General features: G+C 58.2%; 16 protein-coding genes and 1 riboswitch. Of the genes, 11 read left to right on the top strand and 5 right to left on the bottom strand.

The features are described 5' to 3' along the window. Positions 1-78 precede the first annotated feature (78 nt). Complete coding sequence (gene msrB / locus ACWJ62_RS07115) at positions 79-1,290, top strand: peptide-methionine (R)-S-oxide reductase MsrB (RefSeq protein WP_449285551.1); 1,212 nt, start codon at positions 79-81, stop codon at positions 1,288-1,290. 13 nt (positions 1,291-1,303) lie between these two features. Here msrB and ACWJ62_RS07110 read toward each other — a convergent pair whose 3' ends face one another. Further along, the gene (locus ACWJ62_RS07110; RefSeq protein WP_449285550.1) at positions 1,304-2,032 is read right to left on the bottom strand and encodes a 3'-5' exonuclease; all 729 of its coding nucleotides are present in this window, start codon (positions 2,030-2,032) and stop codon (positions 1,304-1,306) included. After that, positions 2,025-3,899, bottom strand: a complete 1,875-nt coding sequence (locus ACWJ62_RS07105) for a putative nucleotidyltransferase substrate binding domain-containing protein (RefSeq protein ID WP_449285549.1) — start codon at positions 3,897-3,899, stop codon at positions 2,025-2,027. The genes ACWJ62_RS07110 and ACWJ62_RS07105 overlap by 8 nt, the downstream gene beginning before the upstream one ends. Before the next feature lie 121 nt (positions 3,900-4,020). Then, positions 4,021-4,243, top strand: a riboswitch (cobalamin riboswitch). Positions 4,244-4,378: 135 nt separating this feature from the next. Here ACWJ62_RS07105 and ACWJ62_RS07100 point away from each other — a divergent pair. From ACWJ62_RS07100 to ACWJ62_RS07065, 8 genes are all read left to right on the top strand, one after another. Next, positions 4,379-6,217, top strand: coding sequence for a TonB-dependent receptor plug domain-containing protein (locus ACWJ62_RS07100; RefSeq protein ID WP_449285548.1), 1,839 nt, complete (start codon positions 4,379-4,381; stop codon positions 6,215-6,217). Between the two features lie 30 nt (positions 6,218-6,247). Beyond that, on the top strand, positions 6,248-7,132 hold the full coding sequence (locus ACWJ62_RS07095) for a cobalamin-binding protein (RefSeq protein WP_449285547.1): 885 nt from the start codon (positions 6,248-6,250) through the stop codon (positions 7,130-7,132). After that, positions 7,119-8,093 (top strand): FecCD family ABC transporter permease, encoded by a 975-nt coding sequence (locus ACWJ62_RS07090; RefSeq protein ID WP_148609829.1) that lies wholly within the window; start codon positions 7,119-7,121, stop codon positions 8,091-8,093. The genes ACWJ62_RS07095 and ACWJ62_RS07090 overlap by 14 nt, the downstream gene beginning before the upstream one ends. After that, positions 8,093-8,857, top strand: a complete 765-nt coding sequence (locus ACWJ62_RS07085) for an ABC transporter ATP-binding protein (protein WP_449285546.1) — start codon at positions 8,093-8,095, stop codon at positions 8,855-8,857. Before ACWJ62_RS07090 ends, ACWJ62_RS07085 begins: the two co-directional genes overlap by 1 nt. A 466-nt stretch (positions 8,858-9,323) precedes the next feature. Next, on the top strand, positions 9,324-9,566 hold the full coding sequence (locus tag ACWJ62_RS07080; RefSeq protein WP_334119788.1) for a type II toxin-antitoxin system Phd/YefM family antitoxin: 243 nt from the start codon (positions 9,324-9,326) through the stop codon (positions 9,564-9,566). After that, positions 9,563-9,826 (top strand): Txe/YoeB family addiction module toxin, encoded by a 264-nt coding sequence (locus tag ACWJ62_RS07075; RefSeq protein ID WP_068440496.1) that lies wholly within the window; start codon positions 9,563-9,565, stop codon positions 9,824-9,826. Before ACWJ62_RS07080 ends, ACWJ62_RS07075 begins: the two co-directional genes overlap by 4 nt. 214 nt (positions 9,827-10,040) lie before the next feature. Beyond that, complete coding sequence (locus tag ACWJ62_RS07070; RefSeq protein ID WP_008177087.1) at positions 10,041-10,391, top strand: RidA family protein; 351 nt, start codon at positions 10,041-10,043, stop codon at positions 10,389-10,391. Between the two features lie 76 nt (positions 10,392-10,467). Then, positions 10,468-11,316, top strand: coding sequence for a sulfurtransferase (locus ACWJ62_RS07065; protein ID WP_449285545.1), 849 nt, complete (start codon positions 10,468-10,470; stop codon positions 11,314-11,316). A gap of 28 nt (positions 11,317-11,344) precedes the next feature. Here ACWJ62_RS07065 and ACWJ62_RS07060 read toward each other — a convergent pair whose 3' ends face one another. Both ACWJ62_RS07060 and ACWJ62_RS07055 read right to left on the bottom strand, forming a co-directional pair. Further along, positions 11,345-11,869, bottom strand: a complete 525-nt coding sequence (locus ACWJ62_RS07060) for a cytochrome b (protein WP_449285544.1) — start codon at positions 11,867-11,869, stop codon at positions 11,345-11,347. Positions 11,870-11,934: 65 nt separating this feature from the next. Beyond that, on the bottom strand, positions 11,935-12,291 hold the full coding sequence (locus ACWJ62_RS07055; protein WP_449285543.1) for a hypothetical protein: 357 nt from the start codon (positions 12,289-12,291) through the stop codon (positions 11,935-11,937). 218 nt (positions 12,292-12,509) lie between these two features. Here ACWJ62_RS07055 and ACWJ62_RS07050 point away from each other — a divergent pair, with 218 nt between their 5' ends. Both ACWJ62_RS07050 and ACWJ62_RS07045 read left to right on the top strand, forming a co-directional pair. After that, on the top strand, positions 12,510-13,235 hold the full coding sequence (locus tag ACWJ62_RS07050) for a response regulator (protein ID WP_449285542.1): 726 nt from the start codon (positions 12,510-12,512) through the stop codon (positions 13,233-13,235). Beyond that, on the top strand, positions 13,232-14,650 hold the full coding sequence (locus tag ACWJ62_RS07045; protein WP_449285541.1) for a HAMP domain-containing sensor histidine kinase: 1,419 nt from the start codon (positions 13,232-13,234) through the stop codon (positions 14,648-14,650). The genes ACWJ62_RS07050 and ACWJ62_RS07045 overlap by 4 nt, the downstream gene beginning before the upstream one ends. Positions 14,651-14,656: 6 nt before the next feature. Here the strand turns inward: ACWJ62_RS07045 and ACWJ62_RS07040 are convergent, their stop codons facing one another. Next, a complete protein-coding gene (locus ACWJ62_RS07040) occupies positions 14,657-14,887 on the bottom strand; it encodes a hypothetical protein (protein WP_148609842.1) in 231 nt (76 codons plus the stop codon). Positions 14,888-14,914 lie beyond the last annotated feature (27 nt).

The raw sequence follows: 14,914 nt of genomic DNA, 5'->3' as shown, positions 1-14,914 counted from the left end.
TTCGTAATACCTGGTGAACGTTTTCGTGAATCCGAGACCCTACGCTGTAGGTATGGAATCACGTGAAGGAGAAGTCTGATGAAACGCAAGATTTTGGGATTGTTTTCCGCAGTGGCGCTTGTCTCTGCAGCTGGTCTGTTCACCACCTACGCGGTTGCCGAAAAGTCGGAGTCGCAGATGAGCAAATACGCACCGGATCAACCCGGTCTGGCCGTGGCAACCTTTGCTGGCGGTTGTTTCTGGTGTGTCGAGGCCGGGTACGAGAAGCGGGTGCCGGGCGTGGTGGAAGTCGTCTCGGGCTATTCTGGTGGGAAAGAAACGAGCCCTTCCTATAATCAGGTTGCCTCGGGGCGGACTGGCCATACCGAAGCGGTACAGGTCTATTACGACCCGAACGAAATGACATACGAGGGCTTGTTGCAGGCGCTCTGGCGGATGATGGATCCGACCGATAATCAAGGTCAGTTTGTGGACCGTGGCCAGCAGTATCGACCGGCTATTTTCTACCATAACGCTGAGCAGAAGCGCCTGGCCGAAGCGGCCGTTGCAGAATTGGAGGCTTCCGGAGTTTACGAGAAACCTGTGGTAATCGAAATCGTGCCATTTGAGAAATTCTACCCGGCCGAGGAATATCATCAGGATTACTACGACAAGAACCCGGTGCGCTACAACTTCTACACCTTCAACTCTGGCCGCTATCAGTTTATCGAGAAGGTGTTTGGTGAAGATTACGAGCTCGATTACACCCGGTTTCAGGAGAATGCCTCGGTGGATGCCAGTGACGACCTGGTGGGCAATGAGAGCGCCAGCGCAGAGCCAGGTCAGATGGGCAGTGGCTTTAATCCCGGAAGCTTTGAAAAGCCGGATCAGGATGTCCTCAAACAGCGCCTGACCAACATGCAGTACGAGGTGACCCAGGAAGATGGTACTGAGCCGGCATACAACAACAAGTACTGGGATAACAAGAAGCCCGGCCTTTACGTCGATATCGTCTCGGGCGAGCCGCTGTTTTCCTCACGAGACAAGTACAAATCCGGCACCGGCTGGCCCAGCTTCACCCGGCCCATCACGTCAGACGCCGTAGTGGAGCATGAGGACAACTCCTTCTTCATGAACCGGACGGAAATCCGCAGTGTCCGCGCGGACTCCCATCTTGGCCATGTATTCAACGATGGTCCCGCGCCGACCGGCCTGCGCTACTGCATGAACTCCGCGGCGATGGACTTTATCCCCCTTGAAGACATGGAGGCGGCAGGTTATGGCAAGTGGATCGAGGAGGTGAAACCGTAGTCCGACATCAGAATCACAGCCAGAGATCCGCTACTCGGGTTTCTCGGCTGAAATGATGTAACACCTGCGCCTGAAGAAGTTCGGCAGTGGCAACGGCATCAATCAGAGCGTTATGGGCCGCGTAGTGGGGAAGTCCATAGCGCAGCCGACTGTCGGCCAGGCGAATGGAAACGGGCTTTTTTCCCATCAGTTTTTGCCATCGCGATGGGTTTCGATCCGGATGAAGGTGGGCTTCAATAGCCATCGTGTCGATGACGGGAAATCGGATGCCCTCCCCCAGGCGCCATTGCAGGGCGACGTCGAAGAACGTCCTTTCAATATTGCGGTAGTGGACGACAGGAATCCGGCCGTTCAGGCAGGCAAACAAATCCTTCAGGATATCTTTCATATCCGGTGCTTTGTCGATGTCGCTGTGGGTAATGCCGTGGATAGTAATGGAGGTTTGGTGCAGAGGGAGTTTCGGGCGCACGATCCAGTGTCGGGCTTTGCCCAGCGCGATGCCGTCCAGGGTGAAGGGCACCAGACCAATACTGACAATGGAATGCCGGGTTGCATCAAGCCCGGTGGTCTCGAAATCCAGCGCGACTAGGGGAACCTCAGACAAAGGCGTGTCCGGAGACACGCACCCGCTCTCGTAAAAGGCTCTCAGAATCGGGGACTTGCTTTGCTCAGCCAGAGCTCCAAACTGCTCGGGCCACGGCAGGCTGGTTACAGGGTTCTCGGCCGTCTCTTCATTAGACATTACGGGCCACCCCGGCGTTGTACCGGAATTTCAAAAACTTCTGGGCACCGCTGACCACCTGAAATGCGTCCTTGAGGTGGCTGCGCTCAAACGGCGAGAGATCCTCGGGCCGAACATTGTTGTCCGGCTGCCGATCAGCCTCAATGGCCAGCGCCTGGTGCCGAATACGGACGATGGAGATGAACTCCAGAGCATCCCTGAGATTGCCCAGATCGTCGTCCAGCAGGAGCTTGGTGTTGCCAATGGCTTTCAGCCGTTCAAACGAGTTCTGTGCACGGGAGCCGCAGGCCAGGGCGTGAACCCGAATCAGATCCGACAGGGGCGCCGTTCCCCGACGTTTCAGGTTGAAGGTCTTCTGGTGCTTGCCATCTTCTTCCAACACGAAGGTTCGGAAGAAGCCAATCGGGGGAGTGCGGTTCAGGGCATTGCGGGCCAGCATTGCCAGGAACCGCTGGCTGTTGCTGGCCTTGTCGGCCACCAGTGTCTTCAGCTGTTCGGCAAATTCGGTCTCCCCGTAGATGCCGTCCAAGTCAAAGAAAATATTGCTGTTTAACAGGGCTTCAGCTTTCGGATTATCAATCCAGTCGGTGAAGTAATCCTTCCAGACCCGCAATGGCTGCCGCCATTTTTTGTTGGTGGCCATGATGTCGCCGGTGCAATAGGTGTAACCGCAATCAGCGAGCCCATCGCTGACAAATTTTGCCAGCGCCATAAAATACTCATCGTGCTCTTCCGGCACAAAACTGTCGTCCAGGATCATGGCGTTGTCCTGGTCGGTAACCACCAGCTGCTCGTCGCGCGCCATGGAACCAAGCGCCATAAAGCAGTAGGGAACGGGGGGCGGGCCCAGTTTCTCTTCGCCCAATTCCAGCAGGCGCTGGGTAAAGCTGCGCCCGATGCCGGCCATGGCACTGCCGATCATATGGGAGTTGGCATCCTCGTTAACCATACGAACGAAGCTGTCGCGCACATCCTCGCTGATTTTCTTCAGGCCTTTGACATCATGCTGATGGTAAATGTTGCTGACCAGGTACAGGCTGCTCTGGCTCTCGTATTTCACGATGTCGGACAGTGCGATTACGCCCCGAACTTCATCCCGATCCATCACCGGAAGATGATGAACGTTGTTGTGCAGCATTGTGAGCATGGCCTCGAATATGAACATACTCGAGCGGATGGAAATCGGGTTTTTCGACATGATGTCGCTGATGGGGGTTTCCGATGCCAAGGCCTCGCTGAGAGCACGGGTGCGCAGATCCCGATCAGTAATGATGCCCTTGAGCAAGGGCTTATCGCCTTCCTTGTCCATCAACAACAGGGCAGAGACGCCCTGTTCGGTCATTATCCGGGCGGCTTCCTGGAGACGAACGGTACAGGGCGCCGAAACAGGCTCGCGGGAAATCAGCCGGGTGACCTTGGACGTCATCAGCTGGTTGGATTTTTCCCGTCTGGATAACGCGGATCTCAGGCGGCTTCGGTCTTCCACCTCGACGAAATCTGCAAAGCCATCGTCGTTTTCCCAGAGGTACTGAAAAGTTTCGTAAGGGATCTTGTAGAGTAAAGAGTCTTCCAGGGCCTTGGCTGGGAAGCGCACCTTCCTGTTCATCAGCAGGCCGAACTGGCCAAAAACTTCACCTTCGCTGATCCGGTTATACAGTTCTCCCGATCGTCGATAGATCTCGACGGCGCCGCTGCGAACATAAAAAAGCCAGCTACTGGGGTCGCCGAACTCCAGGATCTGGCTTCCGGCCTTGAAATACACAACCTCGATGTCGCCAACCACTCGGTCGAGCATCTCCTCGGCCATCTCGTCAAACGGCGGGTATTGTGCCAGGTGATTGCGGATGTCGATGAGCTCGGCCTGCATAAAACTCCCTGTTCTGGCGAATAAAAATGATTGTTAGCCATGGAATATAGCAGTGGCAGAGGCCTGCGGCCATGTCGACCTTTGATGGATTTCATTGACCACTTACCCCGGTGTTGCTAGCCTTGCCACACTTTTTTCAGGTGTCCGTCGCAAAGCGCGACGGGTGAAACGGGAAATCGGTGAGCCTGGTTACGCCAGCGCAAGTCCGATGCTGCCCCCGCAACGGTAAGCAGGACAACGGCAATCTGTGCGCCACTGTGTCGCCACGACATGGGAAGGTGATTGCCCGGGAACCTCAGGTTCCGCCTGCCAGCCCGGAGACCGGCCTGGAAAAACACCCGATGTTGCGGTGGGCGACCTGGGTGGGTGATATGCCGGTTCCGCTTTCCTGACACCAGTCTACCGCCTGCCCCCATTCCCTGTTCCGCAACAAAACCCAGATTCCCGTGCGGGTGCGCGCGGAGTGCGGAGCAAGCTTCATGTTCAGAATTCAAAGCCCTGTTGTACTGGCCGGCGTTGCCATGGCCGCCCTGCCTCTGGCCGTTTCGGCCCAGTCTGCCTCAGAGAACGACGCCCTGGATCCGATCGTGGTTACCGCGACACTGGGGCCGAAGACGGTTGGTGAGAGTCTGTCTTCGGTTACGGTAATCGAGAAGGAGGATATCGATCGGCAACAGCCCGCGGAATTCCGCGACCTGCTGCGCGCGCAGCCGGGAATCAACGTGGTGTCGGACGGCAGTTACGGCAAAACCACCAGCGTATTCCTGCGTGGCGCGGGAAGCTCAGGTACAGTGCTGCTTCTCGATGGTATCCGACTGCGCTCTGCCTCTGCCGGCATCCCGCCCTGGCAGTTTTTGCCTCCGGAATTGATGGAGCGGGTTGAACTGGTTCGGGGCGCGAAGAGCTCCCTCTACGGTGCCGATGCGGTGGGTGGTGTCATCCAGGCGTTCACGCTGGAGCCTGAGGCCGGGCGCCAGGGTTGGGGCGAACTAAAGGGTGGCTCCCATGAAACCCATGAGGTGACTGCCGGATTAGCTGGCCGGGAGGGCCGTTCCTCGTTCCTGGCCAGTGGCGTCTATTCGGACACCGATGGCACCAATCTGAGAGATGGCGGTGAAGACAAGGGTTTTCAAAACACCGGTGGCCTGGCGAAGCTGAGCCACAGTTTTGACCAGGGCGGCGGCGCAGGGCTGACGGTGTTCCAGTCTGAAGGCAACACCGAGTTTGAAGGCGGTGATACTGATTTCCTGATCCGTGCCATGGGTCTGCATCTGGAGGCTGTTGCCAGTGACTACTGGCGCACACGGATCCAGTTCTCGGAAGCCCGCGACGAACAGGATACCTTTGGAGCCAATCCCAGTACTTTCGACACATTGTCTCGTTCCGCTCGCTGGGAAAACACCCTGACCGCCGGTGTTCATGAGCTGGTTCTGGGTACGGAGGTCATGATTGATGAAGTGGACGGCACCAGCGATTTCAAGGAAGACAGCAGGACCAACAGTGCGGTCTTTGGCCAGGGTCGTCTGAACTTTGATGCTACCGATCTGATGTTCAGTCTGCGTCTTGATGACAACGAGGCATATGGCAAAGAGGAGACTGGCGGCGTGGCCTTCGGTCACCAGCTGGATCGCGCCCATCGTTTCCGTCTCAGCTATGCCACGTCATTCCGGGCGCCAACCTTTAATGATCTCTATCTGACAGTACCCTTCTACACTGGCAATCCCGACCTCAATGCGGAAGAGGGGCAGATGGTCGAGGCGGGCTTCTCGGGACGATATGACGTCTGGTTCTGGGACATTGCGCTCTATCAGAACGATGTGAAAGACCTGATTACCTACGTCTCTGACCCGGTGACGTTTGAAGGCACCATGGAAAACGTTGAGACGGCCAGAATTCGTGGCGTTGAGGTTTCTTCCGGTATTGAGACTGCTGACTGGAACCTGTCGGCAGCGGTAACCTACGCGGATACCGAGAACCGCGATACCGGCGCACGTTTACCGCGCCGCGCAGAAAAGAATGTGCGTTTGGATGTTGATCGCCTGTTTTCTCAGTGGTCTGTGGGAGCCAGCTTTATCGCCGAGAGTGACCGCTATAACGACGCTGCGAATACCAGCCTGCTGCCAGGCTATGGCAGCGTGGACTTGAGGGCTGCCTGGAACTTTCAGCCTGGCTGGTCGGCCTCGTTCAAGGTGGATAACGTATTGGACCGTCGCTATGCCACCAGCATCGGCTATGACAGTGCCACCTTCGCGCCTTTCGACTATCTGGCCGCAGGCCGAACCTTCATGGCCTCGGTGCGCTATGATTTCCAGCAGTAAATTCACCGATCTGAGAGGCTTCCGCCCTCTATGAGGCACCCCGGGCTCGCTGCATTGTCTGTGCTGTTTCTGCTTGCGCCCTTGTTGGCGCAGGCACAGGGGCCCTGTGCACACGATGCGTTGAACCAGAAGGTATGCCTGGCTGATCCCGCTCAACGTGTTGTTTCCCTGTCACCTGGCGCTACGGAGCTGCTGTTCTCCGCAGGCGCCGGTGCCAAGGTAGTGGCGGTGAGCGCTTGGAGCGACTATCCGGCAGAGGCTGCGGATTTGCCGCAAGTGGGCGACAGCAATCGCCTGGATCTGGAAGCCATTGTTTCGCTGGCACCGGACCTGGTGGTGGCCTGGGTGGATGGCAATTCCCGTAGCCAACTGGAACGGTTGTCTGACCTTGGCATTCCCGTTTTCTGGCTTGCTCCGCGGACGTTTGACGACATTTCCATGGCGGTGTCGGATCTGGCGTCGCTGACGGGGTCACCGGATCTCGGCAAGGAACGGGCCGAAGCGTTTCGCGCAGAAATAGCCACGCTGAAAGCTCAGTATGCCGATGCCAGACCGGTTAAGGTGTTCTACCAGATATGGGACCAGCCGTTGATGACCGTGAACCGGGAAGAGCTGATTAGCAAGGCCATAACCCTGTGCGGCGGCGTGAATGTGTTCGGCGAGCTGCCACGGCTGGTGCCCCGGATCAGTCGGGAGGCGGTTCTCGAGGCCAACCCCGAAGCCATTATTACCGCCGGATCGTCTGACGACAGACAGTGGCTGGAAGCCTGGAAGGCGTTTCCGGGCCTCGCCGCGATAGCCGCCGGCAACCTCTTCCTCGAACCGCCTGACCTGCTGGCGCGCCCTACGCTTCGCATGGCAGACGGCGCCAGACACCTGTGCCAGACCCTGGAGCAGGCCCGTGCCAATCTCTAGCCCTTACAAACCACTCCTGATGCTCCTGATCGCAGGGTTTCTGGCGGCTCTGCTCTCCGTCAGTATTGGCAGCACGGCCATCGGTTTTGAAGACACTCTGCGGGTGATAACCGGCAGTGGCACTGATCTGCAGCAAACGCTGATTCTGGAGCTCCGGCTGCCCCGCACCCTGAGCGCGTTCGCGACCGGTGGTTTGCTGGCCGTGGCCGGGGCTTTGATGCAGGTTCTGTTGCGAAACCCTCTGGCTGATCCTTATGTGTTGGGGCTCTCTGGTGGCGCGGCAGTGGGCGCGTTACTGGCCATGCTGGCCGGCGCTGCCGGTTTTCTGGTATCCGGCTCCGCCTTTGCCGGCGCCATGCTGGCCACCCTGATGGTGTTTGGTCTGGCCCACGGCAGCGGCAGTTGGACCCCATCGCGGCTGTTACTCACCGGTGTGGTAGTCGCCGCCGGCTGGGGCGCCATCATTACCCTGATCCTTTCGATGACCCCGGCCAGCCGGTTGCCGGGTATGTTGTACTGGCTGATGGGCGATCTTTCCCACGCGGCCACTCCGTGGCCGGGAATGATCATTCTTGTGCTGGTATGCCTGATGGTGTTTCCGCTGGGCCGGGCCCTGAACGTGCTGGCACGGGGCTCCCTGCAGGCGGCGGCCCTGGGCGTGTCGGTGCGGCCGTTGGAATGGTCGATCTACCTGATGGCCAGCCTGCTGACCGCAACCGCCGTCACCATGGCCGGTTCGGTTGGCTTTGTTGGCCTGGTGGTGCCGCACATGTTGCGGTTGGTGCTGGGTAACGACCAGCGGCTGATTCTGCCGGCCTGCGCATTGGCTGGCGGCACGCTTCTGGTGCTTGCAGACACGCTGGCGCGGGTGGTGATTGCGCCGGAGCAGTTGCCGGTTGGGGTTATCACCGCGCTGATCGGCGTCCCGACCTTCCTGTACCTGCTGTATAGGAGCCGATGATGACACGCCTGACAACCGAAGCGCTGATCATCGACATTCCGGGCCGCAGCTCAGGCGTTCCCCTGAATCTGGCCATCGAACCGGGGCAGGTCTGGGGTGTGCTGGGCCCCAACGGCGTAGGCAAAACAACCTTGTTGCATACCCTGGCGGGATTGCGGGAGCCCAGAAGCGGACAAATGCTGCTCAACGGAACTCCACTGGTGGATATTCGCCGCAAAACCGTCTCGCAACGGATGGGGCTGGTATTTCAGGACCGGCAGGATGGTTTCCCGGCGACCGTGCTGGAAACCGCCCTGATCGGCCGCCATCCCTGGTTGTCACCCTGGCAGATGGAGAGTGGCGAGGATCTCGCCATTGCGGAACGGGCTCTCGAAACCCTGGACGTCATCCACCTGAAAGATCGCCTGGTGAACACACTATCCGGCGGCGAACGCCAGCGGGTAGCCATTGCCACCCTGATGACCCAAAGCCCGGAAATCTGGCTCCTGGACGAGCCGACCAATCACCTGGATTTACAGCACCAGACCGCCGTTATGAAGCTGCTACGCCAGCAGGCAGCCTGCGAACGGGGCGTGTTCATGTGCCTCCACGATCTCAACCTGGCTGCGCGATGGTGCGACCAGATCCTTCTACTGTACCCTGACGGCCAGGCCTGCTGGGGACCGGCCCGCGACATGTTGGTGACCTCTGCCCTTGAGAGCCTGTTTGGCCAGCGTTTGCTATCTGCCGAACTGGATGGTTTTCCGGTGTTTGTGCCGGGCTAACCACGCAGCAGACTCGGCGGCACCCATGGCAACGCCTTTTAGTTTTGTATGCCTCTGTTGCCTCGGTGGATTTCAGGACTTTGACAACTGGAAAAATCGGCCACGGAGACTCATATACAAATGTTAGGTTTGAAATCTGTGATTCGAGATATGTTGAGTAATTTATTTGCGGTTGGAATATGCCTAATTTTACTGGCATTTTTCAGACAGCTGTTATTTGGTAATAAAGGTATTGGTGCAAGATTCGATAGTGACCTGGCGTCAATGTTTAAAGGGGCTGGGAGCCGTAAGGGTGAGCGCGCGTATCGGAAAATGGCCGAGGAGAATAAGGCGTCGGCTACTCAATTGCGGCTTCGCCTCCATTTCGCAGCCGCGCGTGGTGTTGGCGTTATGCAATGCGTTCGTCTTGACGTACGTACTGAAAGGCGTACAGTTGACTGAAAGTTAAACACGCAAGAGGTGCGTCATGACCGGAATCACAGCAACTGAGGCGCGCAGCAACCTTTATCGGTTGATTGACGAGACTGCCGAGTCCCACCAACCAATCGTCATTATGGGTAAGCGGAATAAAGCTGTCCTGGTTTCCGAGGAAGACTGGTCAGCAATTCAGGAAACACTTTACCTGCTCTCCGTACCTGGTATGCGGGAGTCTATTCGTGAGGGGATGGATGCCCCCGTGGATGAATGCGATGAGGAGCTGGACTGGTGACATGGAAGTTGGTTTACACCAAGCAAGCCCAGAAAGATGCAAAAAAGTTGGCCTCCAGCGGCCTCAAACCAAAAGCCCAGGAACTTTTAGCGCTGATAGCGGAAGATCCGTACCGTAAGCCGCCTCCGTTTGAGAAGCTCATTGGTGATCTTGCGGGAGCCTATTCACGCCGCATCAATATCCAGCATCGTCTGGTCTACCAAGTGCTTGAGGACGAGCAAGTGGTGAAAGTTCTCAGGCTCTGGAGCCACTACGAATAATGCATAACCAGCCGCTGTTGCCGGACAATTTTTCCACCGCCTCGCGGCTCCAAAATTGCCGTAAAGCTCCGCGTTAAAGCTGCAAAGCCGAATCGCATGTTTTAATCGTGAGGATGAGCAGCCGGTTCTCGTTCTCTATGTTATGCCAGAGAAGCGGCAGCTTCGTGCGTACATGCTTGGGAACACCTAACTTTCACCCAATAAGGCCATCAAAATGACCATTGAACGTATTTCCACCAACAGCCGAATGAGCAAGATCGTAAAACACAACGGCACCGCTTACCTTTGCGGTCAGGTTGCCAAGGACCGTAACGCCGATATTCATACCCAGGTGACCGGGATGCTGGAGAAAGTGGACGAGCTGCTTGAGACTGCCGGCTCCAGCCGCGACAGGATCCTCTCGGCGACCATTTACCTGGCAGACATGGCCGATTTCAAGGCCCTGAACGAGGTGTGGGACAACTGGGTGCCCGAAGGTACGGCGCCAGCCAGGGCCTGCGTTCAGGCTCAGATGGCGTCCCCGGAGTTACTGGTGGAAATCTCGGTGATCGCCGCTACCTCCTGAGGGCCGTCGGGAAGATCTGGCGATTCGGCGGGCTGCGCAGTCGGCCGTTTATTTCTGGTATGGACAGGAGTACACCATGGCGTCACCACTCGTAACCACCGACTGGCTGCAGGAAAACCTCGATAACGAACGGTTGGTTCTGATCGACTCGAGTATGGCCACGGTTATTGGTAAGGAGCCGATCGTTTACGACCAGCCGGTGTGGATACCGGGGAGTTACCAGATCGATCTGGAGGGAACGCTCTGCGATACCGAATCCTCCCAGCTCCATGCGTTTCCCACCGAGGAACAGTTCACGCAGGAAATTCGCAGGCTGGGCATAACGCCTGACAGCCTGGTGGTGCTTTACGACAACCAGGGAATCTACTCAGCCCCCCGGGCCTGGTGGATTCTGCGGTCGATGGGTCTTGAACGGGTTTTCGTGCTGGATGGTGGCCTGCCGCAGTGGTTAGCGGAGGGGCGTGAAACGGTTTCGGCTCCGGTTCAGGGCGCGACTGCCGTCGGCAGCATGGCGGGCCGTCTGGAGGGCGAACGGGTCCGGGATTCCGCCTTCGTTTTACAGCATCTGGACGACGAGCAAGTTTGGGTGATTGATGCGAGGTCCCAGGCGCGGTTCCTGGCTCAGGCCCCGGAGCCTCGTCCGGGTGTGCGTGGTGGCCATATCCCGAGCTCTCTCAACCTTCCGTTTACCGAGGTACTGGATGGTTACCGGTTCAAGCCGGCCAGTGAGCTGGAGGCAACGTTCAAACGGCTCGCTCCGAACCTTCAACCCGGAAACGGGCAGCAACTGGTGTTTTCCTGCGGTTCCGGCATCACCGCCTGCATCATTCTGCTGGCTGCCGAGCTGGCCGGGTATGACCAGCTGTCTCTCTACGATGGTTCCTGGGCGGACTGGGGCAGCGACGAATCGCTGCCGGTGGCTTGAGCCCGAGGGTTGTGTGTATTCCGGGCTGTCAGGCCATGCGCTTCATGATCCGGTCTCCAAGCAGGTACTGATGCGCCAGCGCAGCCGCCACGTGTACGCCAATCATTACCCACAACACGTTGGCCAGTATTTCGTGGACGTCTTCGCCGCTCTCTTCCAGCCACTCCACTTCAGGGCCGTAGCCAAAGACTGTCCAGCCGAAAAAGGTAACGGGATCGCCCTCGCCAAGAGATGTCGCCAGCCCTGAAAGCGGCATCAGAATCATCAGGGCGTAAAGTGCGATGTGCCCCAGTTTTGCCATGGTTGCCCAGTGCGCGAGCGGTGACAGACGCGAGCGGTTCAGACCTCGCCAGAAGCCACGAAAGATCACCAGGCCAAAAATGCTCAGGCCCAGGCTCTGGTGCCATGCCATAAGGGAGGCATCCGAGAAGGTGTGTTCCAGACCTTCAAACCAGACCTCGCTGGCGAGCATTACCAGCAGCAGAATTGCCATTATCCAGTGCACAGCCCGGGAAACGGCACCATAGCGGTTGTCAGCGTCCATCAATGTCATCGCGATTCTCCTTGATCAAATGGTGGCGGGGGACCTGAACAGACCCCCGCGCTGGCTGCTGGCAATCAGTCCCGGCGGCCGCCGCGAACCGGGGCACCGTACTGGTTGAATTCCTGCTCCCGGATCAGGTTCTGCTCGGCATCCCGCAGCTGTACCCGGTAGGTGCCATCCGGGGTTTCGTCAACGGACACCTTCACGCCCGGGCCAAAGCGCCTGAGTGCCTGGCCATAGGCCATGATGCGCATCTCATCGGTGCTGTACTGCTTGAGGCTGGCGTCCATGTGCTTGCCGTCACGGCGATTCTCATAGCGATCCTCGTAGCGATCGTCGTCCCAGTAATCGTCATCGGCTGATACCAGCAGGGGCGTGGCGCTGAGCAAAGCGGCGACGGAGAGGGCTGCAATGGTGGTGGTTTTTTTCATGGTTGAACTCCTTGGTTGGTAAAACCCATGACGGAATGTCATTGTCGGTCGGGAGTTATTCCACCAAGGAAACGTCGCAGAATTGTCTCGGTGACACGCCAAGTTTGTCGCAACTTGTCGCAAGGCCCGGAATTGCGACGGTTTTTGACAAGATCGTGCCCAAGCGGGAAGTCGACTCCCCTATAATCAGGGCAGATGGTAATTCAACGGAGTAACGAGTGAGCGACTCTCCCACAATCCTGGTGGTCGATGACCACCGAGACATCCGCGATCTGGTCGGGCGCTATTTGCAGGAGCATGGCCTGCGGGTGCTGCTGGCGGATGGCGGCGATGCCTTGAAGCGCCAGTTGCGACAGCACTCTGCCGACCTGGTTGTTCTGGACATCATGATGCCTGGCGATGATGGCCTCACGCTCTGCCGTTACCTTCGTGAACACACCGAGTTGCCCGTTATTCTGCTGACAGCCATGAGCGAGGAAACCGATCGCATTGTCGGCCTCGAAATGGGCGCCGACGACTACCTCACCAAACCCTTTAACCCCCGGGAGTTGTTAGCCCGCATAAAAGCAGTTCTGCGCCGGACCACAGCGCTGCCTCCGCAACGCAGCCCCATGGCCGGTCAGTCCCTGACGTTCGAGGGCTGGACGCTGGACGTCGACCGCCATCAACTCATCGATCCGGAAGGTGTCGAGGTGTCGTTGAGTACCGCCGAGTACAAGCTGCTGCTCGCCTTCCTGGAGCACGCCGGCCGGGTGTTGTCCCGTGATCAGCTGATGGACCTGACCCTCGGCAGAGAGGCGGATGCCTTCGATCGAAGCATTGATAATCATGTCAGCCGCCTGCGCCGCAAGATCGATCCTGATGCCCGCAGCCCCAGGCTGATAAAGACGATCTGGGGCGGTGGCTACCAGTGGATTGCTGCGGTCGAAGGGGCTGAACAATGAGACTGTGGCCACGGCGCGCCGGTGGGCAGCTGGCGCTGTTGCTGATTCTGGTGCTGCTGGTGGCCCAGATTATCACCATCGTTATTCTGGCTGACGAGCGTCAGGGTGCGTTGCGCAGTGCCAGTCTGGAACACGTTCTCCAGCGGGTGGCTGATGGCTACACCCTGGCCGATACCACGGACCCGGAACGGCAGGAGCGTATCCTGCGGGCACTTTCCAGCCCGACCCTGCGGCTTTCCATCGATTCTGCGCCCTATCTGACCGAAGATCGGGCCTCCGGCATGACGCTCCGGCTGGCCGAGGAACTGGGTCTGTCCGTAGAGCAGGTTCGAACGGCCATGGAGGCTGACGAAGACGACTGCCTGCCAGATAGCGATGATCATCGGGACCGTGAGCGACACGACGATGAGGATGATGAGCATCACGAGGATGAAGAGCACCGTGACGATGATGACCATCACGATGACCGGCACGAATGCCCTCCGGTTCTGGGTGTCTCCCTGGCTTTGTCTTCCGGTCAATGGTTCAACGCCCGGGCCCGGCCACCAGCGCCATCCTGGCTGTGGTTGAAGGCGACGCTCACCAGCGTTGGGATTACCGCTGTGCTGCTCACACTGACCTTGTTGCTGGCGGTCCGTCGAATTCTGCAGCCAATGAACGAGTTGAGTCTGGCAGCTCATGCTTTCGGGCGGGGAGAGAAAGTCCGGGTTCCTGAAAAGGGGCCGGAGGATGTTCGTGAGGTTACCCGCGCCTTCAACCAGATGCAGGACCAGGTTGGTCGGGCACAGGAAGATCGGGCAAGGCTGCTGGCGGCCCTGGCTCATGACCTCAGGACACCCATCACCTCCATGCGGCTGCGGGTGGAAATGCTGCCGGAAGGCGAGGACAGGGATCGTCTTCTCGATTCCCTCAGGGAGATGCAGCACCTGGCCGAAGCCACCCTCGATTTCATACGGGGCACCACCACCGAGCAGCACCGTCGTTATGATCTGGCGACCCTGCTGGACAGCCTTTGTGGTGATCTCCAGGAAATGGGGCTGGCGGTACGTTGTGATGACAGTCCGAGATGTGTGCTCCAGGGGCAGCCCGAAGCCGTCAAACGTGCCCTGCGTAATCTGATTGAGAACGCGGTTAATTATGGCGAGCAGGCGGAAGTAACACTGGCAACCACAGACACAGAAGCGGTTGTCACGATTGTTGACCAGGGTCCGGGTATTCCCGAGGCGGAACGCGAACGGGTTTTCGAGCCCTTCTACCGGCTCGAACAGTCCCGTAGTCGTGAAACGGGTGGCGCAGGCCTGGGCCTGGCTATCGCCCGCACGCTGATTCGGGGTATGGGTGGCGACGTCCGGCTGGGTGCAGGCCCGGGAGGTCAGGGCCTGCAGGTTTCGGTGACCCTGCCCAAAACCAGGTAGGGCCTGTCAGAACAGCACTTCGGCACGGGCAAATCCCAGGGCGTCGAGTGCCTCGACGGTCGCATCCAGGTTTGCGTAGCTGCAGACATGATCGTCGTCGGAAATCAGGAAAAAGGTTTTTCCTTCAATATCTTTAAAAAGTATGACCCATTCGTGCGCATTAGAGGGGGATCGTACGATTTTCACGGAATCAACGCGGTTTTCTTCCCGACGGGCTCTAATTTCACGCTCTTTCATCGTTTATTCTTCTCTTAATGCCTTGCC

Source organism: Marinobacter sp. PE14, assembly GCF_053566155.1.
This window is presented reverse-complemented; position numbering and strand designations above follow the sequence as displayed.

Bases quoted from the DNA above. Each gene is read 5' to 3' on its own strand.
- msrB (WP_449285551.1), top strand. From the start codon at position 79: ATGAAACGCAAGATTTTGGGATTGTTTTCCGCAGTGGCGCTTGTCTCT.
- ACWJ62_RS07110 (WP_449285550.1), bottom strand. From the start codon at position 2,032: ATGTCTAATGAAGAGACGGCCGAGAACCCTGTAACCAGCCTGCCGTGG.
- ACWJ62_RS07105 (WP_449285549.1), bottom strand. From the start codon at position 3,899: ATGCAGGCCGAGCTCATCGACATCCGCAATCACCTGGCACAATACCCG.
- ACWJ62_RS07100 (WP_449285548.1), top strand. From the start codon at position 4,379: ATGTTCAGAATTCAAAGCCCTGTTGTACTGGCCGGCGTTGCCATGGCC.
- ACWJ62_RS07095 (WP_449285547.1), top strand. From the start codon at position 6,248: ATGAGGCACCCCGGGCTCGCTGCATTGTCTGTGCTGTTTCTGCTTGCG.
- ACWJ62_RS07085 (WP_449285546.1), top strand. From the start codon at position 8,093: ATGACACGCCTGACAACCGAAGCGCTGATCATCGACATTCCGGGCCGC.
- ACWJ62_RS07080 (WP_334119788.1), top strand. From the start codon at position 9,324: ATGACCGGAATCACAGCAACTGAGGCGCGCAGCAACCTTTATCGGTTG.
- ACWJ62_RS07070 (WP_008177087.1), top strand. From the start codon at position 10,041: ATGACCATTGAACGTATTTCCACCAACAGCCGAATGAGCAAGATCGTA.
- ACWJ62_RS07065 (WP_449285545.1), top strand. From the start codon at position 10,468: ATGGCGTCACCACTCGTAACCACCGACTGGCTGCAGGAAAACCTCGAT.
- ACWJ62_RS07060 (WP_449285544.1), bottom strand. From the start codon at position 11,869: ATGACATTGATGGACGCTGACAACCGCTATGGTGCCGTTTCCCGGGCT.
- ACWJ62_RS07055 (WP_449285543.1), bottom strand. From the start codon at position 12,291: ATGAAAAAAACCACCACCATTGCAGCCCTCTCCGTCGCCGCTTTGCTC.
- ACWJ62_RS07045 (WP_449285541.1), top strand. From the start codon at position 13,232: ATGAGACTGTGGCCACGGCGCGCCGGTGGGCAGCTGGCGCTGTTGCTG.
- ACWJ62_RS07040 (WP_148609842.1), bottom strand. From the start codon at position 14,887: ATGAAAGAGCGTGAAATTAGAGCCCGTCGGGAAGAAAACCGCGTTGAT.